This is a genomic window from Pseudomonas sp. LF-5, assembly GCF_037626295.1.
Taxonomy (GTDB): Bacteria; Pseudomonadota; Gammaproteobacteria; order Pseudomonadales; family Pseudomonadaceae; genus Aquipseudomonas; species Aquipseudomonas monsensis.
Genome location: NZ_JARKMT010000008.1, coordinates 206,541 through 226,981, shown reverse-complemented (window position 1 = coordinate 226,981; position 20,441 = coordinate 206,541). Strand labels below are relative to the sequence as shown.

The window sequence follows — 20,441 nt, the reverse complement described above, 5'->3', positions numbered from 1 at the left end:
ACACGAATTGCTTGATTCAGTTGTTAAAGAGCGGTTGGTTAAGATCTTTCGTCTCAACCGAGGCGCGCATTCTACAGCAGCCTCATTTGCTGTCAAGTGATTATTTTCAGAAGCTTTCGAAGAATTCCTCAACAACTTCAACCACTTGCGCTTCCGATCTCTCGTTAGCGGGAGGAGAATTCTACAGCGTTACTCGCTGTTGTCAACACCTCTTTTTCTCCGCTTTCGACCGAGAAGATCGAACCGTTGAAAGCACCAGATCAACCGGCATTTCCAACTCCTTCCAGGCTTCGATAATCTGAAGCAAGCCACTGTCGAAAACCGCCTAACTCATTGAATCTCAAGGAGTTTTCCGTTTCGACTGCGCCGGAAGTGGGGCGAATTATAGACTTCTAGAATTCGCCGTCAACCGTTAATTTCGCTTTTCTTGCAAAACCTGCTTTTTAGCCAGCAAACGCGGGATCCGCCGCGTCACTGGCGGAATACGCAGCAGCAGAAGCACAGTACCTATAAAGGCATAGATCGCCCACTCTTCGAGATCAGCACGCACAATCCACAGCATATGCAGCAAACCCAGGCCAAGAATCACGTACACCAGACGATGTAACTTCTTCCAACGCACACCTAAACGACGCTGACTGTAGCGATTGGAGGTCACCGCCAACGCCAACAGTCCAAGGAAAGCCAACGCCCCTACTATTATGTAAGGCCGCTTACGCAGTTCGACCGCCAGCTGCGACCAATCGAACCCCAGAATGAACGCCATATAGCTGCCCAGGTGCAAAACCACATAGGCAAAACACCAAAGCCCCAACTGCCGACGAACAGCAATCCACCCTGCCCACCCGGTTAGCTTTTGCATCGGTGTCATGCTCAGGGTAATCAACAACAACACCAACGTCCCCAGCCCCAGCCGATCCACCAGCACTTTGCCAGGATCAGGCCCGAGCAAATCCCCGAGAGCCTGATACAACCACAGCATCGGCCAGACTGCCGCCGCAATGAAAACGCCTATACGCCAGTACGGGAATCGCATCAGTAGTTCTTCCGCAGATCGAGCCCTGTATATAAAGAAGCGACTTCATCCGAATAGCCGTTGAACATCTGCGTATCACGCACATTCGGCTTGAACAGACTGTTCGGCAGACGCCGCTCCCGCGCCTGGGTCCAGCGCGGGTGATCAACCGTCGGATTCACGTTCGCGTAAAAGCCGTACTCATCCGCCGCAATGCTCTGCCATGTCGTCTTTGGCTGCTCGCTGACAAGACTGATCCGCACAATGGATTTGACGCTCTTGAAGCCATACTTCCACGGCACCACCAGACGCAGCGGCGCACCGTTCTGATTCGGGAGTTCGCGGCCATACATACCCACCGCAAGAATCGCCAGAGGATTCATCGCCTCATCCAGGCGCAGGCCCTCTACATAAGGCCAGTCGATCAAAGCGAATCCCGAGCGCTGCCCGGGCATGCTCTTGGGATCCTGCAAGGTTTCAAAGCGAATGTACTTGGCTTTGGAGGTGGGCTCGACCTGCTTGAGCAGCGCCGAGATCGGAAAACCGATCCATGGAATGACCATCGACCAGGCCTCGACACAACGCAGTCGATAGATGCGCTCTTCCAACTGATACGGTTTCATGAAGTCTTCCAGCGCATAGCGCCCCGGCTTACCCACCTCTCCGTCTACCACCACCGTCCACGGTTCGGTTTTCAACGCGCCGGCATTCGCCGCCGGATCCCCCTTGTCGGTCCCGAACTCATAGAAGTTATTGTAGTGCGTCGCATCTTTATAAGGCGTGATCGCCTCATCCTTGACGTTGACCGCCCCCCATTTAGTAGAGGGAAGCTTTTCGGCAAACCAGGCTGGCGCCTTGCCCGGCTCGACATCGGGATAACGCGCCGCGTCATCGGCACTGGCCCAGCGTGGCAGGCTACTGACAGCGATACCGGCAGCAGTGGCCCCCAGCAACTGGCGGCGGGAGAGATAAATGGATTCAGGCGTGACATCCGACTCATGGCAGTCAGACGCTTTGGGGACTTTGATCAGCATGGCAACTCCGCAGCTTTGGAGGACAGATGCACCCATAGACTGCGGAGTATGCGGGAAATTACATCACTCGGCTTTTTTGTGCCGACGAAGATGCAACAGGTATTGCACCGGGCCGGAAGCAGCGTAGGCGAGGAACACCAGCAGCAGAATGCGCGGTGGATCGCTGAAGACCACGGCGAACACCAGCACCACTGCAAGGATTGCCACGAACGGCACCCGCCCTTTCAAGTCCAGCTCTTTAAAGCTGTTGTACTTGATGTTGCTGACCATCAGCATGCCGGCAGCCGCGACCATCAACGCGACCAGGAACGACATTTTCGAACCCTGGATGCCGTAATCGCTGAATGCCCAGACGATACCGGCCACCACACCGGCGGCTGCCGGACTGGCCAGACCGATGAAGTAACGTTTGTCTGCGGTGCCAACCTGGGTGTTGAAACGTGCCAGACGCAACGCCGCGCCCGCTACATAGATGAAGGCAACCATCCAGCCGACCTTGCCCATGTCACCCAACGCCCAGCCGAAAGCCAGCAGCGCCGGCGCGACGCCAAAGGCAACCATGTCCGACAGCGAGTCGTACTCGGCGCCGAATGCGCTTTGCGTGTTGGTCATGCGCGCAACCCGGCCGTCGAGACCGTCGAGCACCATGGCAACGAAGATCGCGATCGCAGCGAAGGCGAAATACTTGCTCGCATTCGCCGAATCGCCAGCGCTCAGGGCCGCCTGGGCGCTCATCGAGTTGATGATGGAATAGAACCCGGCAAACAGGTTCGCCGTGGTGAACAGGTTCGGCAGCAGATAGATACCACGATGCCGGACTTTACGACCTTCTGCGTCGTGCCCTTCTTCGATGTGTTCATCGATGGGCAGCAGGCTTTCGGCGTCAGAAGCCTTGTTCGGCTCTTCGGGACGTTCGCTCATGGACATTACCTTGCAACGGTTTGGAGAAAATTCGACAGGTGCTTGAGGACGACAGTTCGGCCACAAACGATGCAGCTTTATACCAGAACCACCGCCTCAAACGAAAAAACGCGGCCGAGGCCGCGTTTTTCGTACAAGGGTGACGACTTAGTTTTTGGCTTTGTCGACGATCTTGTTGGCACCGATCCACGGCATCATGGAGCGCAGTTGCTCGCCGATGATTTCGATACCGTGAGCGGCGTTGTTACGACGCTTGGCGGTCATCGAAGGGTAGCCGGTTGCGCCTTCGCTGATGAACATTTTGGCGTATTCGCCGTCCTGAATGCGTTTCAGGGCATTGCGCATGGCCTGGCGGGATTCGGCGTTGATCACTTCCGGACCGGTCACGTACTCGCCGTACTCGGCGTTGTTGGAGATCGAGTAGTTCATGTTGGCGATACCGCCTTCGTACATGAGGTCAACGATCAGCTTCAGTTCGTGCAAGCACTCGAAGTAGGCCATTTCCGGCGCGTAGCCAGCTTCAACCAGAGTTTCAAAACCGGCTTTTACCAGCTCAACGGTACCGCCGCACAGAACGGCTTGTTCGCCGAACAGGTCGGTTTCGGTCTCGTCCTTGAACGTGGTTTCGATGATGCCGGTACGACCGCCACCAACGCCAGCAGCGTAGGACAGTGCAACGTTTTTGGCGTTGCCCGAAGCGTCCTGGTAGATCGCGATCAGGTCAGGGATACCGCCGCCTTTGACGAACTCGGAACGTACGGTGTGGCCCGGGGCTTTCGGCGCGATCATGATCACGTCGAGGTCGGCACGCGGAACAACCTGGTTGTAGTGAATCGCGAAGCCGTGGGAGAAGGCCAGGGTGGCGCCCTTCTTGATGTTCGGCTCGATTTCGTTCTTGTACAGCTGGGACTGGAACTCGTCCGGGGTCAGGATCATGACCAGGTCGGCGCCGGCAACAGCGGCAGCCACGTCGGTCACTTTCAGGCCGTGAGCTTCAGCTTTGGCAACGGTGGCCGAACCTTTACGCAGACCAACGGTAACGTCGACACCGGAATCTTTCAGGTTGCACGCTTGGGCGTGGCCCTGGGAACCGTAACCGATGATGGCAACTTTCTTGCCCTGGATGATCGACAGGTCGCAGTCTTTATCGTAGAAAACTTTCATGAATTTCCCCTATATATCCAGGCCGTTCAGGCCATTCGCTAATTTGGTTTAGATGCTGAGTACTTTGTCGCCGCGGGCAATGCCGGTCACGCCGCTACGGACGGTTTCCAGAATTGATGCGGTGCCGATGGACTGAATGAAGCTGTCGAGCTTGTCGCTGGTACCGGTCAATTGAACGGTATACACGCTGGCGCTGACGTCGACGATCTGTCCACGGTAAATATCGGTGGTGCGTTTGATCTCGGCGCGCTGGGCGCCAGTGGCCTTGACCTTGACCAGCATCAGCTCGCGCTCGATGTGAGCGCTTTCCGACAGGTCCACCAGCTTGACCACTTCGATCAGCTTGTTCAGGTTTTTGGTGATCTGCTCGATGATTTCATCGTGGCCCACGGTGGTCAGCGTCAGACGCGACAGGGTCGGGTCTTCGGTCGGGGCCACGGTCAGGCTTTCGATGTTGTAGTTGCGCTGCGAGAACAGGCCGACTACGCGAGACAAAGCGCCGGGTTCGTTTTCCAGAAGCAAGGAAATAATGTGCCGCATGATTAAGTACGCTCCGTCTTGCTCAGCCACATATCGCGCATCGAGCCGTCTTTGATCTGCATCGGATAGACGTGCTCGCTGGTGTCGACCGAAATGTCGATCACGACCAGGCGATCCTTCATGGCGAACGCTTCTGCCATCTTCGACTTCAAATCTTTCGATTCGGTGATGCGTACGCCAACGTGGCCGTAGGCTTCAGCCAACTTGACGAAGTCAGGCAGCGATTCCATGTAGGAGTGCGAGTGACGGCTGCCGTAGCTCATGTCCTGCCACTGACGAACCATCCCCAGAACACCGTTGTTGAGGATGACGATTTTCACCGGCAGACCATATTGCAGGCAGGTCGACAGCTCCTGGATGTTCATCTGGATGCTGCCTTCGCCGGTCACGCAGGCGACGTCATCATCCGGAAAGCTCAACTTGATGCCCATGGCCGCCGGGAAACCGAAGCCCATGGTGCCCAGGCCACCGGAGTTGATCCAGCGATTAGGCTCGTTGAACGTGTAGTACTGCGCCGCGAACATCTGGTGCTGGCCCACGTCGGAAGTGATGAAGGCATCGCCCTTGGTCACTTCGCACAGGGTCTCGATCACGGTCTGCGGCTTGATCTTGCTGCCATCGCCCTTGTCGTAAGGGAACAGGCCGCGATCACCGCGCCATTCATCGACTTGCTTCCACCAGCTGGCAACCGACTCCTTGTTCGGGGTCTCGCCGATTTCCTTGAGGATCGTGACCATTTCGGTCAGGACGCTCTCTACCGGGCCAACAATTGGCACGTCGGCCTTGATGGTCTTGGAGATCGAAGCCGGGTCGATGTCGATGTGGATGATCTTGGCGTTCGGGCAGAACTTCGCCGCGCCGTTGATCACGCGATCGTCGAAACGCGCGCCGACCGCCAGGATCACGTCAGCGTGGTGCATCGCCAGGTTGGCGGTGTAGCTGCCGTGCATGCCGAGCATGCCGATGAACTGCCGATCGGTACCAGGGTAACCACCCAGGCCCATCAAGGTGTTGGTCACTGGCAGGTTGAGCATCTTCGCCAGTTCGGTCAGCGGTGCGGAACCATTGCCCAGAATCACGCCGCCGCCGGAGTACAGCACTGGGCGCTTGGCCGCGAGGAGCATTTCTGCCGCCTTGCGGATTTGCCCCGAGTGACCGCGAACGGCCGGGCTGTAGGAGCGCAGCTTGGCTTTTTTCGGGAAGACGTATTCGAACTTCTCGGCCGGATTGGTCATGTCTTTCGGGATATCGACCACGACCGGGCCCGGACGACCGGATTGCGCCAGGTAGAAGGCCTTCTTCATGACTTCCGGGATTTCCGAGGCGTGCTTGATCATGAAGCTGTGCTTCACGATCGGCCGGGAGATACCGATCATGTCGGTTTCCTGGAACGCGTCGGTGCCGACCATGGTGCTTGGCACCTGACCGGAAATAATCACCATTGGAATCGAGTCCATATAGGCCGTGGCGATACCGGTGATGGCGTTTGTGGCGCCTGGACCGGAAGTCACCAATACCACGCCGGCTTTACCGGTGGCACGGGCGTAGCCGTCAGCCATATGGGTCGCCGCTTGTTCGTGACGAACCAGGATGTGGGTCACTTCCGGTTCTTTGAACAGGGCATCGTAAACATGCAGGAGAGCACCACCCGGGTACCCGTAGATATATTTGACGCCTTCGTCACGCAAGAAGCGGACGAGCATCTCACCGCCAGATAAAAGCTCCACGTTGTTCACCTCTAAAACGCCAGAATACCGTCCACAAAAAAGGGGCGGGTCTTAATAGGTTTACTTCTCGGCAGAGCATGAGCGACGGTGGTCGCCGACTACGTCAGCACTGACTGAGCAAGTATTGGGATCGTCCCAAGTGTTGCGGGCCTTTCCCACCCAGCGCGAGGTAACGCGTTGCGGGTGTAACAGGTCGGCGCGGATGTGCGCCTCATGATCTACCGAGTGGGTCTGCTTCTGGCAGTCCCTCTACAGCGGACTTTGGATTCTTCTGTTTCGCCCTCTCCAAGTCAAGCCGTCTATGTGCTTAATTGTGGGTAAGCACATGAGAACGCAAGAAAAAACCTGAAAACCGCTACTCTGTTAGCGTCAATTGCGCAATTTTGCCAAGGAATCAGCATGCGAACGCTACTCCTCACTCTGCTGATCGGCCTCAGCCCGTGGTGCATGGCCGCTCAAATTTACACATGGGTCGACGCTCAAGGTGTCACGCACTTCGATGCACAGCCGCCGCAAGACCAGCCGTCCAGTACCGTACAAACGCCCTCCTCGCCACCGCCCAAAGCTGCGCCAATGCCGGGCAGCGGTGCACTGGGGGATCAGAAGGTGATCGACGCCAAGGTCAAGAAACAGGTCGCCGACCAGCAGGCACAGCTCAAACAGTTTTGCGAACAGGCACGGACGAACCTTGCGCAATTGCAGAACAATCCACGTTTGAGAGAAGAAGTAGAGGGAGAATCAAGGCGCCTGGACGCTGCACAACGGCAGGAGCGCATTATCGAAGCGCAGAAACAGATTACGCAAAACTGTGAATAGAGACCTGTCGGCGCAGCAGCAGGCTGCGATCGTTAAAGACAAGATCAAAAGATCGCGGCCTGCGGCAGTTCCTGCACGGAATCGGTATTAACGGGAAGCGGTGATCAGCAGGTCGAACTCTTTGAGCAGCACCTGCAACTGGCGATCCTTGCCCTGCAGATTGCGCTGGGCGAAGACCATTTCAGCCATTTCCTGAATACCCGAGGCATTGGGCAACGGCAGATCCTGCTCGAGGATCATTTTCATCCGTGGCAGGAAGATCCATTGCAGCCACTGCTCGAAGTCGAGTGTGTCGACCGAAAACGGCTCGACACTGCTCAGGGCTTCAGCCGACGGCGAGACCTCGTCCCACCAGCCCTGAGTGCGCAACTCACGCTCGATCAGCAACAGCTGATCGGCGATTTTCGGGAAACGAACATCCATCACAGCGAAACCCTGGCCTTCTGACGGGCCTGCGCGGCACCGGCAGCGTCACCTTGTTTTTCACGGGACTGCGCGATGATTTCCCACAGATTGGCTTGCAGATCAGGACGACCGTTGGCCATGGTCAACGCACGACGGGCAAATTGCTCGGCTTGCGGGGCGTCACCCTGCGCCATGCGCACTTGCGCCAGACGGTAAAGCACTTGCGGCTCACGCGGGGCAACACGCTGGGCACGCTCCAGGCTGGACGACGCACCATTGAGGTCGCCACCGGCCTGTTGCTGTTGCGCAGTGGTCAGCAACGCGAGCACCGGGCCGTCCAGTTGCTCGTCGGCCGACAGACCGCCGCCGCTGCTGGCCGAAGGAATGCCGCTCGGCGTCGACGGCATGCTGTAGCTGCCAGTGTTGACGGGCGCCGATTCAACCGGCGACGGGTTGTACGGTCCCGGGGTAATTCCGCCGGACGCCGGTCCCGGCACGATTGGCGAAGTGCTGATCGGCGCGGATGTTGTCGCGCCGCCGCCCGGCACCATCACCACCACGCCGGTATCGCCTTGCGGGATCGCCTGAGTCTGGCCCTGTACAGGGCGCTTGACGGTCGTTTGACGGAAGCCGCCATTGGCCGAAATGCGCTCGCTGTTGGACACGACGGTACCGGAATCGACCACCGGGATCGAACCACGCTGTACGGTAGAGCAGCCGCTGAGCAAAGCCACGGCGGTCACCGCTGGAATCAACCACTTGTTCACTTGAAACCCTCTTTGCTTAATTCATCCAGCCCTTGACCCAATCCATCACCGATTCCGGCGAAGCAGGCGTTTCGCTTGCACACGCGGCGCCGGGTGGCGGTTCGCTGCCGCGAATATACGGCATCTGCACCGCCCCCGGGCAGTTGGCATCGGAGCCCTGCCCGGTCCGCGAATCGACCCACGCCTGGACGATGTTGTCCGGCTGCGGCATGTCCAGCGGCAGCGGATCGGCCTTGCGCATGAAACTGGTCCAGACCTGCAGCGCACCGGTAGCCCCGGTGAACGGCGTCTTGCCGTTGTCATCACGACCCAGCCAGACCACCGCCAGCAGATCCTGACTGAAACCGGCGAACCAGCTGTCACGCGAATCGTTACTGGTACCGGTCTTGCCGGCCAGGGTCAGCGTCTTCGGCAGCACGTTATAAACCGAACTGCCGGTACCTTCACGCATCACCCGCTGCATGGCGTTCTGGATCAGGTAGATCGACGCCGGATCGAAACGCTGCTCGATCTGGAACGGATAACGCTTGAGCGGCTCGCCCTCGGCGGTCAGTACGCTGCGAATCCCGCGCATCGGCGTATTGAAACCACCATTGGCGAGGGTCTGGTACATGGTCGCCACTTCGATCGGGGTCATGCCGCCAGCACCCAGCAACATCGACGGGAACGCCGGGAATTCACGGGTCACCCCCAGACGCGCAAGGGTCTTGAGCACATTCGGTACGCCCACTTCCAGACCCAGACGCGAAGTCGACAGGTTGTAGGAGTGCGCCAGGCCCTGATAAAGAAATACGGTGCCGTGGGAGCGGCGGTCATAGTTCTGCGGCTTCCACACCTGACCGTTGGCGCCTTTGACCGACAACGGGTCGTCCGACAGCCAACTGGTCAACGTGTACTGGCTCGGCTTTTCCAGCGCTGTCAGATAAACCGCAGGCTTTATCAACGAACCGATTGGTCGTACCGCGTCCAGTGCACGGTTGAACCCGGCGTAACTGGCCTGACGGCTGCCGATCATCGCCTGCACTTCGCCGGTTTCCGGGTTGGTCACGACCATGGCCGCTTCGACGTCGTCAGAGCCCTTGCGCCCGGCCAGACGTTTAAAGGTATCGTTGACCGAAGCCTCGGCCTTCATCTGCAGAATCGGGTCGAAACTGGTGAAGATCCGCAGACCTTCTTCGGTCAAGTCTTCGTCGCGATAGTCTTCACGCAACTGGCGTTTGACCAGATCAATAAAGCCCGGGAACGAGCTGTCGGCGAGCTTGCCGCGCGTCGTCACGCCCAGTGGCATTTTCTTCGCGGCCTCGACCTGCTCCGCGGTTGCCACGCCTTGTTGCTCAAGCACGTCGAGCACCAGGTTACGCCGCTCCAGCGCACGCTCCGGGTTGCGACGCGGGTTGTAATAAGACGGACCTTTGACCATGCCGACCAGCAATGCAACCTGGTGCAACTTCAACTCGGACAACGGTTGACCGAAGAAGAACTGACTCGCCAGACCGAAACCGTGCACCGCACGCTGACCGTCCTGACCGACGAAGACTTCGTTGAGGTACGCCTCAAGAATCTCTTTCTTGTCGTAATGCAGCTCCAGCAACATCGCCATCATCGCTTCGGTGAGCTTGCGGGTCAGGCTGCGTTCATTGGTCAGGTAGAAGTTTTTCACCAACTGCTGGGTCAGCGTGCTGCCGCCCTGAGTCATTTTGCCGCCAGAGGTGTTGACCCAGATGGCCCGGGCAATCGACTTCGGCGATACGCCCCAGTGGCTGTAATAATCGCGATCTTCAACCGCAACCAGGGTTTCCAGCAGGTACGGCGGCACCTGATCGAGCTTGATCAGGATGCGGTCTTCAAGGTTTTTCGGGTAAATGCCACCGATCATCAACGGTTCGAGACGCACGACCGACAGTTTCGAACCATTGATCGCCGACAGCTCCGCCACGTAGTCGCCGGAGAAACGCACGCGCACCGGCTGTGGTTTCTCCAGGCCTTCATAGAACTGGAAACCGCGGGTATTCAGGTCGACTGTGTTGCCATTGACCGCTGCGGCACCGGGGCCGTTGCTCACGGCTTCGCGACGATAGCCGAGGGCATCGAGTTCGGTGAGGAAGTCGTCCTTGCTGAGCTTTTGTCCGACGAACAGCTCGAGCGGGCGGGCGTACACCTTGGCCGGGATGGTCCAGCGCTTGCCGGAGAACTTCTCCTGCACCACGGCATCGAGGTAAACGGCAAAGCCGGCCAGCACCACAAGGCCGACCAGACTGAGTTTAATGGCCCAGCCCAGCCACGGGCTCAGGCCCTTGGCAGGTGGTTTTTTCTTGGTACGGGGGGATCGAGATCGAGTCATGGCGGCGGATTATACGCACTTTATTCATACTCAACAGGAGCGCTCCGAGGTTTGCGTCGGGCTGGCGAGCGGCCATAATGGCGACCTCGAATTTCCCCCAGTCTCTGAAGGATCGCCCGTGAGCCAGTCACTGATCGCTGCCCTGCAAAACCCGGCCCTCTACCCGCACCCCGTCGAAGGGTTCCAGGTCATCGAAACCCACATTTCGTGGGTGATCCTCACCGGTCCCTTTGCCTACAAAGTGAAGAAGCCGGTGAATTTCGGCTTTCTCGACTTCACCAGCCTGGAGTCACGCGCCCATTTCTGCGCTGAAGAACTGCGTCTGAACCAGCGCCTGACCGACGATCTGTATCTGGACGTGTTACCGGTCACTGGCAGCGCCGAAGCACCGCAACTGAACGGTGACGGTCCGGCCATCGAATATGTGCTGAAGATGCGTCAATTCCCGCAGACCGGTTTGCTCAGCACCCTGCAGGCCAACGGCGAGCTGACCACTCGGCATATCGACGAAATGGCCGAGCAGATTGCTCACTTCCACCTCAGCGCACCAAAAGTGCCGGCCGAACATGAAGCTGGCACCCCGGACGCGGTGATGGCACCGGTTTCGCAAAACTTCGAACAGATCCTGCCGTTCCTCAGCGATAAAAGCGATCTGCTGCAACTCGAAGCGCTGAAGGCCTGGGCCGAAAGCAGCTTCGAACGCCTCAAGCCATTGTTCGCGCAGCGCAAGACCGAGGGCTTCACCCGCGAATGCCACGGTGACATCCACCTGGGCAACGCCACAGTCATCGACGGCAAAGTGGTGATCTTCGACTGCATCGAGTTCAACGAACCGTTTCGTTTCACCGACGTCTGGGCCGACACCGGTTTCCTGGCGATGGACCTGGAAGACCGCGGCCTGAAATCCCTGGCCCGTCGCTTCATCAGCCAGTACCTGGAGCTGACAGGTGACTATCAGGGCCTGGAAGTGCTGAACTTCTACAAAGCCTACCGCGCTCTGGTTCGCGCCAAGGTTGCGCTGTTCAGCATGCCGGCGGACGCCACGCCAGTGCAGCGCGCGACCACCCTGCGCCAGTATCGCAACTACGCCAACCTGGCAGAAAGCTACAGCACCATTCCGTCGCGCTTCATGGCCATCACCCACGGTGTTTCCGCCGTCGGCAAGAGCCACGTGGCCATGCGTCTGGTCGAAGCGCTGGGCGCGATCCGTCTACGCTCCGATGTCGAGCGCAAGCGTCTGTTCGGTGAGCAAACCGTGGCCAATGACGTGCAGGCCGGCATTTATAGTGCCGATGCCAGTGTCGCGACCTACGCGCGCCTGCATGAAATCGCAGAGGTCATCCTGCACGCCGGTTTCCCGGTGGTAATCGACGCGACTTACCTCAAGCGTGAACAACGCGACAGCGCCGCGAAAATCGCCGAGGCCACTGGCACGCCGTTCCTTATCCTCGACTGCAATGCGCCGCAGGCGGTGATCGAGAGCTGGCTGGCGATTCGTCAGGCGGATCAAAAAGATCCTTCCGACGCCACCCTCGCCGTGATCGAAGCCCAACAGGCCAACCGCGAAGCGCTGACACCGGAAGAGATTCTGCGTAGCAAGCGCGTGCAGACCAACGAATCCGGCACGCTGGATACGGTGGTCGCGCAGATCCGTCAGCGCCTGCCAGGCCTGTAAGAAACTATTTCGGCCGTGAAGCCCTCGCTCGCTTCACGGCCGTCAAATAGTGGCACTATACTGGCGTCATAAAACCAACAGGTGATATGACATGAGCCAGCCGAAACTTCTCGACACCCCGCTTTATGCCCTGCTGCACAAGGATGACATCACCGGTTTTAACAAGGAGCGTCCCAATGACGGCCCGATCGACATGGTGGGCGGCGACTTCCGCGGCCTCGACCTGCGCGAACTGAATGCCGATGGCGTGGATTTCCGGGACGCGTATTTCCGTTCCGCCGACCTGCGCGGCATCGATTTCCGCAACTCATCGCTCGAAGGCGCAAGCCTGGCCCACGCTCAGATTTCCGGAGCGTACTTCCCGCCGGAACTGAGTGCCGATGAAATCCTGATGTCGATGAATTTCGGTACGCGGTTGCGCTATCGCACTCGCTGATCGCCTCATTATTCCCTGACACAACGCCTTCCCTGTAGGAGTGAGCCTGCTCGCGATAGCGGTCTAACATTCAACACATGTGTGCCTGCCAGTCCGCTATCGCGAGCAGGCTCACTCCTACATTCAATTGTGTTCCCTCCCTTTCTGCGTTCGCAGGCCGTTCAAGCGCCCTTTCTTAGAAGCGTTTGCGTTGAATCCGACCAAACAACCACGCTTTTCCTACTGATGGCTACACTCCTGAGAAGCTCGCCCACGCACCATTCGGCCGTCGCAAGGAGGCTTGATGAATGATGAACTGCAACACCTGAAAAATCTTGGCAAGACGTCGGCGCAATGGCTGCATGCCGTGGGCATCCACAGCGCCTCGGACTTGCGTCGCCTGGGTGCGGTGGACGCCTACCGGGCCGTGCGTACCCGTGGGTTTCGCGCATCGAAGGTGTTGTTGTATGCGATCGAGGGGGCATTGATGGATGTGCACTGGAACGACATCCCCGCCGAACGCAAGGATGCCTTGAACAAACAGCTAGAAGCGATTTCCTCGCGCCACAAGAACTGAACGGGCGCTGACCGCCATGTACCTGCTAGGGGAACAATCGGCGTACGCCGATGCACTGATCAATCGCTTGCAGAATTTGCCCGCGAAGTGGCTGGAGGGTCTGGCACCGTGTGGGCCGGTTCTGCAGATAGACGCGACCGCTGACCTGATGGCGCAGTTACCTGGCGATCAGGTATTTCTACTGAGCGAAGGCGTGATCAACGGCGGCGTCGGCGCACGGCTGCTGTTTTACTGGCAGGAAGGCGATCTGATCGGCCTTCAGCAGGGCGACGCCTGGGCCGATTGCCGTTTGTGCGCGGACGGGCCATTGCGCTTGATGCCCTATCGGCGCAGCGATGTTTTCCTGCATCTGTTTGCCGAGCCCATTCGTTCAGAACAGTTTCTGGAATATCTGCTGGGGCAAATGGCCCTGCTCGCCCATGCCGTAGCCGAGCTGAAACCGCGCGAGTTTCGCAGCACCAATGGTTTCAAACGGGTCGAGGCCGGTGAAACGCTGATTCACCAGGGCGATGCGGCCGATCATGTGTTTGTGATCATAGATGGCCACGCCGAGGCATTCGTTGACGGGCATAAAGTCGGCGAAGTGCCCAAGGACGAGATCTTCGGCGCCATGGCCGTGTTCACCGGCGAGCCGCGCAATGCGTCGGTCATTGCGCGAGAACCGAGCACGGTGATGCTGATTCCCGGTGATCAGTTTTTGAGCATGTGCCACACCAATCCGAAGATCGCCCACAGCCTGATCGAGAGCATGGCGCGGCGCATCGGCCAGTTGAATCGCCAGATCACGCAACTGACACCGAGCAAAGGTTAGCGCTGAAGCCCTGCTTTTGCGGGACATTCCGGCCATTTTTGGGGCTGAATAAAATAAATGCAGAAACAGTGGTTGACTCAGTAATGAGAATCGCTATGATTATCACAACTGATCGCGAGATCGGTCGATATTCTGAAAAGCCCTTGGTTCGGACTCTCAGATTATCTCCTCATCAGGCTAATCACGGTTATTTGACCCGGTTTTTACCGGGTCTTTTTTTGCCCGTGGAAATGTCATTTACCGAACTGTTTGCGCATCTGCGCGCAGTAATCCTGCTTCGCAGTGGGCGGGGTGTACCAGACGAAATCGGCCATTGCCGCGGTCACGTCGTCACCCTGCTCTGCCAGCATCAGCACCGTCGGTGACTGAGTCGCGCCCAGGTCCAGCACATGTAACGGCACGCCCAGATCTTTTCGCGCATGCCACGCCCCCGCCAACAATAATGACGGTGTCGGCGCCGCCAGCAGACGCTCGGCCATGCGCCGGTCACGCTGTTGCTGCACCGCCAGCATCGCCAGCATCTGCGATTCAGGCAGCAGGCCGCAGTGGGAATCGCCGATCTGGCCCAACAAAACACTTTTCACAGGCTGAGCATTGCTGCGCTCACCGCGCAAAACTGGCGGGTTGCGATAGAACGTGTGGATTTCACTGCGCTCAAGATTCGCCGCCAACAGTGGCGAGGGTTGAGTCAGAGCAAAGCGGACGATCGGACCATAGAGATTCCAGTCCCAGCCCTCCTCCCAGGCCAATGCACCGGGGAGATCGGCAGGCAGTTTCTGCGCGTGATGCACTTGATCGATTCGGGGCTGCTGCTCCGGGGTGAGCATTTCCATCAGCAGACTGCCTTGGGGGCGCTGCTCGGCCAGCGTCTGCAACAGCCACAACTGCACAGCATGATGATCGGCATTGTCATGCTGTTCGCCGATCAGCACCCGCTCAGGCCTGGAAAGACGCGCCAACAATTGCTCCGCCGTCAGCACCTGACCGCTGTGCAGATCGCGGATGTCACCGGCGACGGGTGGCGGTGCAACAACATGCTGACACCCCGCAAGCCACACCAGCGCCAATAACCACATCCCACGCATGCAATCACCTCGACGAGAATCTCAGCGGGCGATGATCAGCGGATGCCCGCGCTCCGGGTGCGGTTGCACCAGAACTTCAAGACCGAACACGGCTTTCAGGGTATCCGGGCGCAACACTTGCTCCGGCGTATTCAGCGCGACTGGACGGCCACCTTCAAGCAACAACACCCGATCACAATAGCGCGCCGCCAGATTCAGATCATGCAGAATCACCAGCACCGCCGCGCCGCGATCGGCGAAGTCGCGTACCGCTTGCAGCGTGGTGTGCTGATGCAACGGATCGAGCATCGACGTCGGTTCATCCAGCAACAAGGTTTGCCCGGCCTGCCCCGGCCAGAGTTGCGCCAGGACCCGCGCCAGATGCACGCGTTGACGCTCGCCACCGGACAACGCCAGATAACTGCGCCCGCTCAAATGCCCGGCATCCGCAGCCGCCAGCGCTGCGGCAACAATCTCGTCATCGCGCACTCGCCCGGTTTGATAGGGCAAACGCCCCATCCCCACCACTTCCTCCACACGAAAGGCAAAATCCAGGGTTGAGACTTGCGGCAACACCGCCAGGCGTCGCGCGCGTTGCGTGCCGCTCCAGTTGCTCAACGCCTCACCGTCGAGGCAAACCTCACCCTCGCTGGCACTCAGCTCCCCGCACAAGGCGCCGAGCAAGGTACTTTTACCGGCACCGTTCGGCCCCAGCACACCCAGCACTTCACCCGGTTCAAGTTGCACCGTGACGCCGCTTAGCACGGTCTGGCGGCCGCGCTGGATGTGCAGATTGTGTGCACGCAGCATCAGGTGCGTCCTCGCAGCAGCAGATAAAGGAAGAACGGTGCCCCGATAAACGCAGTGACGATGCCGATCGGCAGTTCCGCCGGCGCCAGCGCCAGCCGTGCGACCAGATCGGCCAGCAACAGCAGGCTGGCCCCGGCCAGTACCGAGGCTGGCAACAGCACGCGATGATCCGGCCCCGCCAGCAAGCGCACCAGATGCGGCACCACCAGCCCGACGAAACCGATCATCCCGGCCGCTGCCACCGCCGCGCCGACACCCAGCGCCGTGCAAAACACCAGCTCACGCTTGAGGCGCTCGACATCAATCCCCAAGTGCCCGGCCTCGGATTCACCCAGCAGCAAGGCATTCAGCGCCCGTGCCCGACGCGGCAGCCACAGCGCGACGCCGGCCGTGATGATCAGCAATGGCCAGAGCCGTGCATAACTGGCGCCATTGAGGCTGCCGAGGTTCCAGAAGGTCAGTGTACGCAAGGTCGCATCGTCCGCCAGATAGGTGAACAGGCCGACCGCCGAACTGGCCAGTGCCGTCAGCGCGATACCCGCCAGCAACATGGTCGCGACGTGGGTCTGGCCGTTGCGCCGACCGAGTCGATAAACCAGCGCCGTCACCCCGAGTCCGCCAAGAAATGCGCACGCCGACAACAGGTACGGCCCGAACCATTCCGGCAAGCCGCCCAACAAAGAACCGCCGACAATGGCGATCGCCGCGCCCAACGCCGCGCCACTGGAAACGCCGACCAGCCCCGGGTCCGCCAGTGGATTGCGAAACAGGCCCTGCATGGCCACACCGGACAGCGCCAGCACACCCCCCACTGCCAGTCCCAGCAAAGTACGCGGCAGACGAATCTGCCCGAGAATCAACTCAGCCTGCTCCAGGCCGTCCGGCGCCAATGGCACGCCAATCAAACGCAGCGCTGCCCGCAGCGTATCGAACAGCGGCAGGCTGACCGGGCCAAGCGCCAGTGACAGCCAGATCGCCAGCAAACACAGGAGCGTCAGGCCAATGAACAGGCCGCGGGGCTTGACCAGTGTGGTCATTGGCCGCTCTTGGCCGGGTAGAAAGCGTCAGACAAGGTTTGCAATGCCGCCGGCAGACGCGGCCCGAGCCCACCCACCAAGAGCGTTGGATCGAGCTCCAGAACACGCCCGGCCCTGGCCGCACGACTGGCATTGAGGATCGGGTTTTCCTTGAACAGCGCGGCTTTTGCCGCCTCACCGGTGAGCGCCCGGTCGGCAAACACCAGGACTTCAGGATCGAGACCGGCGAGCGATTCCACAGAAAACGGCTTGTAGCCGGAATGGGTCGCCAGATTATGTCCACCGGCCTGTTGCAGCAGCCAGTCGGCAGCGGTGTCTTGGCCGGCTATCAACGGTTTGCCACCGGCATGGCCGAGCAGCAACAGCACGCCGGGCGCTTTCTGTTTCGCCTGGGCTTGCATCACGCGCACTTTCTGCGTCTCGAGTTGCTGTTGATAACCTTGCAGCAGTTGCGTCGCCTGGCGTTCAGCGCCGAGCAAGCGGCCCAGATGTGTGACGTTCTTTTCCAGCGTCGGCAGATCTGGCTGAGCTGAAAACAACTCCACCTGCACCTTGGCGGCTTTCACCTGCGCCAGCACCGGCGGTGGGCCCATTTCTTCGGTCCCGATCAGGATATCCGGGCGCAGGCTGAGAATGCCTTCGGCGGAAAGACTGCGCTGATAGCCAATGCTCGGCAGCGCCTTCAAGGCTTCGGGATGCTGACTGGTGGTGTCGACACCGACCAGTTTCGCTTCAGCGCCGAGCGCGCTGACCCATTCCGACAACGCCCCACCAGCGCTGACCCAACGTTGTGGGAGATCGGCCGCCGCAGCCGGATGGCCGAGGAAAAGACCCATACACAACACAGCAACGCGGGTATTCAGGCGCATACACAGCTTCCTTGAACGAAGTTTTTCCCGGGCATCCGGATGACAGGCCAAGTATCCTCGATACCGGCCGGCCATCCCGCGGGTGAAGGCGGCCATTTGATAATTGTTTGCATTTAAACGTCAAGCTCGGACATATCCAGACACGAGCCGACCTTAGAGGATAGCCATGAAGTTTCTCTGCGCGGGCGCCGAACTGGCCGAGGCCGGCAGCCGCGGTTTCGATCTCGACGGAACAAGGCTGTTCGCCGTACGCCGTGGCGGTCAGGCCTATGTCTACCTCAACCGCTGCCCGCACCGCGGCGTCGGGCTGGAATGGCAGCCAGACCGTTTTCTCGACCCGAGCAACAGCCTGATCCAGTGCGCCACCCACGGCGCACTGTTTCTGATCGAGGATGGCGAATGCGTCGCCGGCCCCTGCGCCGGGCAATCACTGACGGCGATCCCTTGCCGTGAAGACGCGCAAGGGTTGTGGATTGATGTTTAACCGTTGAGCAACACGTCGAGGCGCCGGTCGATGATCATCTCTTCAGGGGTCAACCGCACACCATAGGCCAGCACTTCAACGCCACAGGCCACGGCCTCGCGCAGCGCGTCGGCATAGGCAGCGTCGATCTCTGCGGCCGGTCGCACCGCGTCAATTGCGGTGAGATTCACGCAATACAACTGCACCGCCCGAATCCCGTCCCGGGCCAGATGCGCCAGCTCCCGCAAATGCTTGGCGCCGCGCTGGGTCACGGCGTCGGGAAACGCCGCCACACGGGTGCCCTCGAAGCCCAGGGTGACACTCTTCACCTCCACGTAAGCCGGGCCGCCCGGGTATTCGAGACGAAAATCGATGCGGCTGTTTTCCTGGCCATAGGCAACTTCACGCTTCAACGCGGTAAACCCGTTCAGCTCGGTAATCACCCCGGCCTGCAACGCTTCCTCGACCAGACCGTTGGCCCGCGCCGTATTCACGCAAAACAACCGCCCCTGCGGGGTTTCACCGATTTCCCAGGTGCCTGGCAGTTTGCGTTTCGGATCGTTGGAGCGACTGAACCAGACCTGTCCGCCCTCGACCTGGCAATTGAGCATCGAGCCAGTGTTCGGGCAGTGAATGGTCAGCAACTCGCCGCCAACGGTTTCGATATCGGCGAGAAAACGCTTGTAACGACGGATCAGTCGCGCCTCTTCCAGCGCTGGATAAAAGCGCATCAGGCTTGCCAGCTCTTCAAGCCACGGGCGATCCGTTCAACCGCTTCCTGTAGGCGCGGGAGGTTTTGCGTGTAGGCAAAACGTACGTGGTGGCTGGCCTGATACCGGCCGAAATCCAGGCCCGGGGTAAAGGCAACGTGCTCGGTTTCGAGAAAATGCCGGCAGAACGCGAAGGCATCGCCGCCGAACTGGCTGATATCGGCATACAGATAGAACGCACCTTCGGGCTCAACAGCGATGTTGAAACCGAGCTCGCGCAACGCCGGCAGGAGGAAGTCCCGGCGGCGGCCAAATTCAGCGCGGCGCTCTTCGAGAATGGCAATGGTGTCCGGCTCGAAACAGGCCAAGGCGGCGTGCTGGGCCATGCTCGGGGCGCTGATGTAGAGGTTCTGCGCAAGTTTCTCCAGTTCACTGACCGCCGCATCGGGCGCCACCAGCCAGCCGAGGCGCCAGCCAGTCATGCCGAAATACTTGGAGAAACTATTGAGGACAAACGCGTCGTCATCGACTTCCAGCACGCTGGCCGCATCAGTGCCATAGGTCAGGCCGTGATAGATCTCGTCCACCACCAGATGCCCGTGCCGCGCCTTGAGGGCTGTGGATAACCCGGCCAGTTCATCACGGGTCAGGATCGTGCCGGTGGGGTTGGCCGGCGAGGCAACCAGCGCGCCAACACTGTCATGGTCCCAATGCCGCTCGACCAGATCCGGGGTCAGTTGGTAACGCACATCGGGACCGACAGGCACCAGCTGCGCCGCCCCTTCGACCAGACGCAGGAAGTGCCGGTTGCACGGATAACCGGGGTCCGCCAGCAGCCAGTGTTTACCGGGATCGACCAGCAACGCGCTGGCCAGCAGCAACGCACCGGAGCCGCCCGGCGTGATCAGGATCCGCCGTGGATCAATATTCAGTCCATAGCGTGTCTGGTAGAAACCGGAGATCGCCTCGCGCAACTCGGGAATGCCCCGGGCGGCGGTGTAACGCGTCTTGCCCGCCGTCAGCGCCGCCTGCCCCGCGCGGATGATCGGTTCGGCCGTGGTGAAGTCGGGCTCGCCGATTTCCAGGTGAATCACATCGTGGCCGTCAGCCTGCAATTCGTTGGCCCGCGCCAGCAGCGCCATGACATGGAACGGTTCGATCGCACGACTGCGGGCACTGTAAGGCTGAGCCATTGGTTTTCCTTCGACGGGGAAAAAGAGACGATTCTACCCATCTGCCGGAACGAGCGAGAACCCGTAGCGGTCACAGCCTCAAGAACG

21 protein-coding genes are annotated in these 20,441 nt (G+C 59.6%); 6 read left to right on the top strand and 15 right to left on the bottom strand.

Annotated features, from left to right (window positions below):
• Positions 1-412: 412 nt before the first annotated feature.
• The 6 genes from msrQ to PseuLF5_RS21615 form a co-directional block, all read right to left on the bottom strand.
• On the bottom strand, positions 413-1,036 hold the full coding sequence (gene msrQ, locus PseuLF5_RS21640) for a protein-methionine-sulfoxide reductase heme-binding subunit MsrQ (protein ID WP_186747933.1): 624 nt from the start codon (positions 1,034-1,036) through the stop codon (positions 413-415).
• Complete coding sequence (gene msrP / locus PseuLF5_RS21635) at positions 1,036-2,049, bottom strand: protein-methionine-sulfoxide reductase catalytic subunit MsrP (protein ID WP_340134735.1); 1,014 nt, start codon at positions 2,047-2,049, stop codon at positions 1,036-1,038. Before msrP ends, msrQ begins: the two co-directional genes overlap by 1 nt.
• 63 nt (positions 2,050-2,112) lie before the next feature.
• Positions 2,113-2,970 (bottom strand): CDP-diacylglycerol--serine O-phosphatidyltransferase, encoded by an 858-nt coding sequence (pssA, locus tag PseuLF5_RS21630; RefSeq protein ID WP_016983477.1) that lies wholly within the window; start codon positions 2,968-2,970, stop codon positions 2,113-2,115.
• 147 nt (positions 2,971-3,117) lie between these two features.
• Positions 3,118-4,134, bottom strand: coding sequence for a ketol-acid reductoisomerase (gene ilvC / locus PseuLF5_RS21625; RefSeq protein WP_007959661.1), 1,017 nt, complete (start codon positions 4,132-4,134; stop codon positions 3,118-3,120).
• Between the two features lie 48 nt (positions 4,135-4,182).
• Positions 4,183-4,674: an acetolactate synthase small subunit gene (gene ilvN, locus PseuLF5_RS21620; RefSeq protein ID WP_003205610.1), complete on the bottom strand. Its 492-nt coding sequence runs from the start codon at positions 4,672-4,674 to the stop codon at positions 4,183-4,185.
• Positions 4,675-4,676: 2 nt separating this feature from the next.
• Positions 4,677-6,401, bottom strand: coding sequence for an acetolactate synthase 3 large subunit (locus PseuLF5_RS21615; protein ID WP_340134734.1), 1,725 nt, complete (start codon positions 6,399-6,401; stop codon positions 4,677-4,679).
• Between the two features lie 399 nt (positions 6,402-6,800).
• On the opposite strand from PseuLF5_RS21615, the gene PseuLF5_RS21610 reads away from it, so the two are divergent.
• The gene (locus PseuLF5_RS21610) at positions 6,801-7,217 is read left to right on the top strand and encodes a DUF4124 domain-containing protein (RefSeq protein ID WP_340134733.1); all 417 of its coding nucleotides are present in this window, start codon (positions 6,801-6,803) and stop codon (positions 7,215-7,217) included.
• 87 nt (positions 7,218-7,304) lie between these two features.
• Here PseuLF5_RS21610 and PseuLF5_RS21605 read toward each other — a convergent pair whose 3' ends face one another.
• Genes PseuLF5_RS21605 through mrcB form a run of 3 tightly spaced genes read right to left on the bottom strand, consistent with a single transcriptional unit; the run spans position 7,305 to position 10,730 of the window.
• On the bottom strand, positions 7,305-7,640 hold the full coding sequence (locus PseuLF5_RS21605; protein ID WP_123464131.1) for a YqcC family protein: 336 nt from the start codon (positions 7,638-7,640) through the stop codon (positions 7,305-7,307).
• Positions 7,640-8,389, bottom strand: coding sequence for a hypothetical protein (locus PseuLF5_RS21600; protein WP_340134732.1), 750 nt, complete (start codon positions 8,387-8,389; stop codon positions 7,640-7,642). Before PseuLF5_RS21600 ends, PseuLF5_RS21605 begins: the two co-directional genes overlap by 1 nt.
• Before the next feature lie 16 nt (positions 8,390-8,405).
• Entirely contained in the window at positions 8,406-10,730 is a 2,325-nt protein-coding gene (gene mrcB, locus PseuLF5_RS21595; RefSeq protein WP_123464127.1) for a penicillin-binding protein 1B, read from the bottom strand.
• A 118-nt stretch (positions 10,731-10,848) separates the two neighbouring features.
• Between mrcB and PseuLF5_RS21590 the strand changes: the two genes are divergently transcribed.
• The 4 genes from PseuLF5_RS21590 to PseuLF5_RS21575 all read left to right on the top strand — a co-directional run bounded on the left by PseuLF5_RS21590 (position 10,849) and on the right by PseuLF5_RS21575 (position 14,208).
• Complete coding sequence (locus PseuLF5_RS21590) at positions 10,849-12,405, top strand: bifunctional aminoglycoside phosphotransferase/ATP-binding protein (RefSeq protein WP_340134731.1); 1,557 nt, start codon at positions 10,849-10,851, stop codon at positions 12,403-12,405.
• 91 nt (positions 12,406-12,496) lie between these two features.
• A complete protein-coding gene (locus tag PseuLF5_RS21585; protein ID WP_123464123.1) occupies positions 12,497-12,841 on the top strand; it encodes a pentapeptide repeat-containing protein in 345 nt (114 codons plus the stop codon).
• Positions 12,842-13,124: 283 nt separating this feature from the next.
• Positions 13,125-13,397, top strand: a complete 273-nt coding sequence (locus PseuLF5_RS21580; RefSeq protein WP_003228231.1) for a TfoX/Sxy family protein — start codon at positions 13,125-13,127, stop codon at positions 13,395-13,397.
• Between the two features lie 16 nt (positions 13,398-13,413).
• Positions 13,414-14,208, top strand: coding sequence for a Crp/Fnr family transcriptional regulator (locus PseuLF5_RS21575; protein ID WP_222834292.1), 795 nt, complete (start codon positions 13,414-13,416; stop codon positions 14,206-14,208).
• Positions 14,209-14,441: 233 nt separating this feature from the next.
• Here PseuLF5_RS21575 and PseuLF5_RS21570 read toward each other — a convergent pair whose 3' ends face one another.
• From PseuLF5_RS21570 to PseuLF5_RS21555, 4 genes are read right to left on the bottom strand one after another with little or no spacing between them, the layout of a single operon-like run.
• Entirely contained in the window at positions 14,442-15,293 is an 852-nt protein-coding gene (locus tag PseuLF5_RS21570; protein WP_340134730.1) for a ChaN family lipoprotein, read from the bottom strand.
• A gap of 21 nt (positions 15,294-15,314) precedes the next feature.
• On the bottom strand, positions 15,315-16,082 hold the full coding sequence (locus tag PseuLF5_RS21565; RefSeq protein WP_123464117.1) for a heme ABC transporter ATP-binding protein: 768 nt from the start codon (positions 16,080-16,082) through the stop codon (positions 15,315-15,317).
• Positions 16,082-17,065: a FecCD family ABC transporter permease gene (locus PseuLF5_RS21560; RefSeq protein ID WP_177490570.1), complete on the bottom strand. Its 984-nt coding sequence runs from the start codon at positions 17,063-17,065 to the stop codon at positions 16,082-16,084. Before PseuLF5_RS21560 ends, PseuLF5_RS21565 begins: the two co-directional genes overlap by 1 nt.
• 50 nt (positions 17,066-17,115) lie before the next feature.
• Complete coding sequence (locus PseuLF5_RS21555) at positions 17,116-17,988, bottom strand: heme/hemin ABC transporter substrate-binding protein (protein WP_186747922.1); 873 nt, start codon at positions 17,986-17,988, stop codon at positions 17,116-17,118.
• Between the two features lie 166 nt (positions 17,989-18,154).
• On the opposite strand from PseuLF5_RS21555, the gene PseuLF5_RS21550 reads away from it, so the two are divergent.
• A complete protein-coding gene (locus tag PseuLF5_RS21550; protein ID WP_123464111.1) occupies positions 18,155-18,472 on the top strand; it encodes a Rieske (2Fe-2S) protein in 318 nt (105 codons plus the stop codon).
• Here PseuLF5_RS21550 and sfsA read toward each other — a convergent pair.
• On the bottom strand, positions 18,469-19,182 hold the full coding sequence (sfsA, locus tag PseuLF5_RS21545) for a DNA/RNA nuclease SfsA (RefSeq protein ID WP_322375556.1): 714 nt from the start codon (positions 19,180-19,182) through the stop codon (positions 18,469-18,471). The two genes, PseuLF5_RS21550 and sfsA, sit on opposite strands and share 4 nt — an antisense overlap.
• Positions 19,182-20,354, bottom strand: a complete 1,173-nt coding sequence (locus tag PseuLF5_RS21540) for a pyridoxal phosphate-dependent aminotransferase (RefSeq protein ID WP_186747917.1) — start codon at positions 20,352-20,354, stop codon at positions 19,182-19,184. Before PseuLF5_RS21540 ends, sfsA begins: the two co-directional genes overlap by 1 nt.
• Positions 20,355-20,441 lie beyond the last annotated feature (87 nt).

What these genes read in the sequence shown, in the direction of transcription:
- msrP (WP_340134735.1), bottom strand. Translation starts at nt 2,049, where the DNA reads ATGCTGATCAAAGTCCCCAAAGCGTCTGACTGCCATGAGTCGGATGTC.
- PseuLF5_RS21570 (WP_340134730.1), bottom strand. Translation starts at nt 15,293, where the DNA reads ATGCGTGGGATGTGGTTATTGGCGCTGGTGTGGCTTGCGGGGTGTCAG.
- PseuLF5_RS21575 (WP_222834292.1), top strand. Translation starts at nt 13,414, where the DNA reads ATGTACCTGCTAGGGGAACAATCGGCGTACGCCGATGCACTGATCAAT.
- PseuLF5_RS21580 (WP_003228231.1), top strand. Translation starts at nt 13,125, where the DNA reads ATGAATGATGAACTGCAACACCTGAAAAATCTTGGCAAGACGTCGGCG.
- PseuLF5_RS21565 (WP_123464117.1), bottom strand. Translation starts at nt 16,082, where the DNA reads ATGCTGCGTGCACACAATCTGCACATCCAGCGCGGCCGCCAGACCGTG.
- PseuLF5_RS21555 (WP_186747922.1), bottom strand. Translation starts at nt 17,988, where the DNA reads ATGCGCCTGAATACCCGCGTTGCTGTGTTGTGTATGGGTCTTTTCCTC.
- ilvN (WP_003205610.1), bottom strand. Translation starts at nt 4,674, where the DNA reads ATGCGGCACATTATTTCCTTGCTTCTGGAAAACGAACCCGGCGCTTTG.
- pssA (WP_016983477.1), bottom strand. Translation starts at nt 2,970, where the DNA reads ATGAGCGAACGTCCCGAAGAGCCGAACAAGGCTTCTGACGCCGAAAGC.
- PseuLF5_RS21610 (WP_340134733.1), top strand. Translation starts at nt 6,801, where the DNA reads ATGCGAACGCTACTCCTCACTCTGCTGATCGGCCTCAGCCCGTGGTGC.
- ilvC (WP_007959661.1), bottom strand. Translation starts at nt 4,134, where the DNA reads ATGAAAGTTTTCTACGATAAAGACTGCGACCTGTCGATCATCCAGGGC.
- PseuLF5_RS21605 (WP_123464131.1), bottom strand. Translation starts at nt 7,640, where the DNA reads ATGGATGTTCGTTTCCCGAAAATCGCCGATCAGCTGTTGCTGATCGAG.
- mrcB (WP_123464127.1), bottom strand. Translation starts at nt 10,730, where the DNA reads ATGACTCGATCTCGATCCCCCCGTACCAAGAAAAAACCACCTGCCAAG.
- PseuLF5_RS21550 (WP_123464111.1), top strand. Translation starts at nt 18,155, where the DNA reads ATGAAGTTTCTCTGCGCGGGCGCCGAACTGGCCGAGGCCGGCAGCCGC.
- msrQ (WP_186747933.1), bottom strand. Translation starts at nt 1,036, where the DNA reads ATGCGATTCCCGTACTGGCGTATAGGCGTTTTCATTGCGGCGGCAGTC.
- PseuLF5_RS21585 (WP_123464123.1), top strand. Translation starts at nt 12,497, where the DNA reads ATGAGCCAGCCGAAACTTCTCGACACCCCGCTTTATGCCCTGCTGCAC.
- PseuLF5_RS21540 (WP_186747917.1), bottom strand. Translation starts at nt 20,354, where the DNA reads ATGGCTCAGCCTTACAGTGCCCGCAGTCGTGCGATCGAACCGTTCCAT.
- sfsA (WP_322375556.1), bottom strand. Translation starts at nt 19,182, where the DNA reads ATGCGCTTTTATCCAGCGCTGGAAGAGGCGCGACTGATCCGTCGTTAC.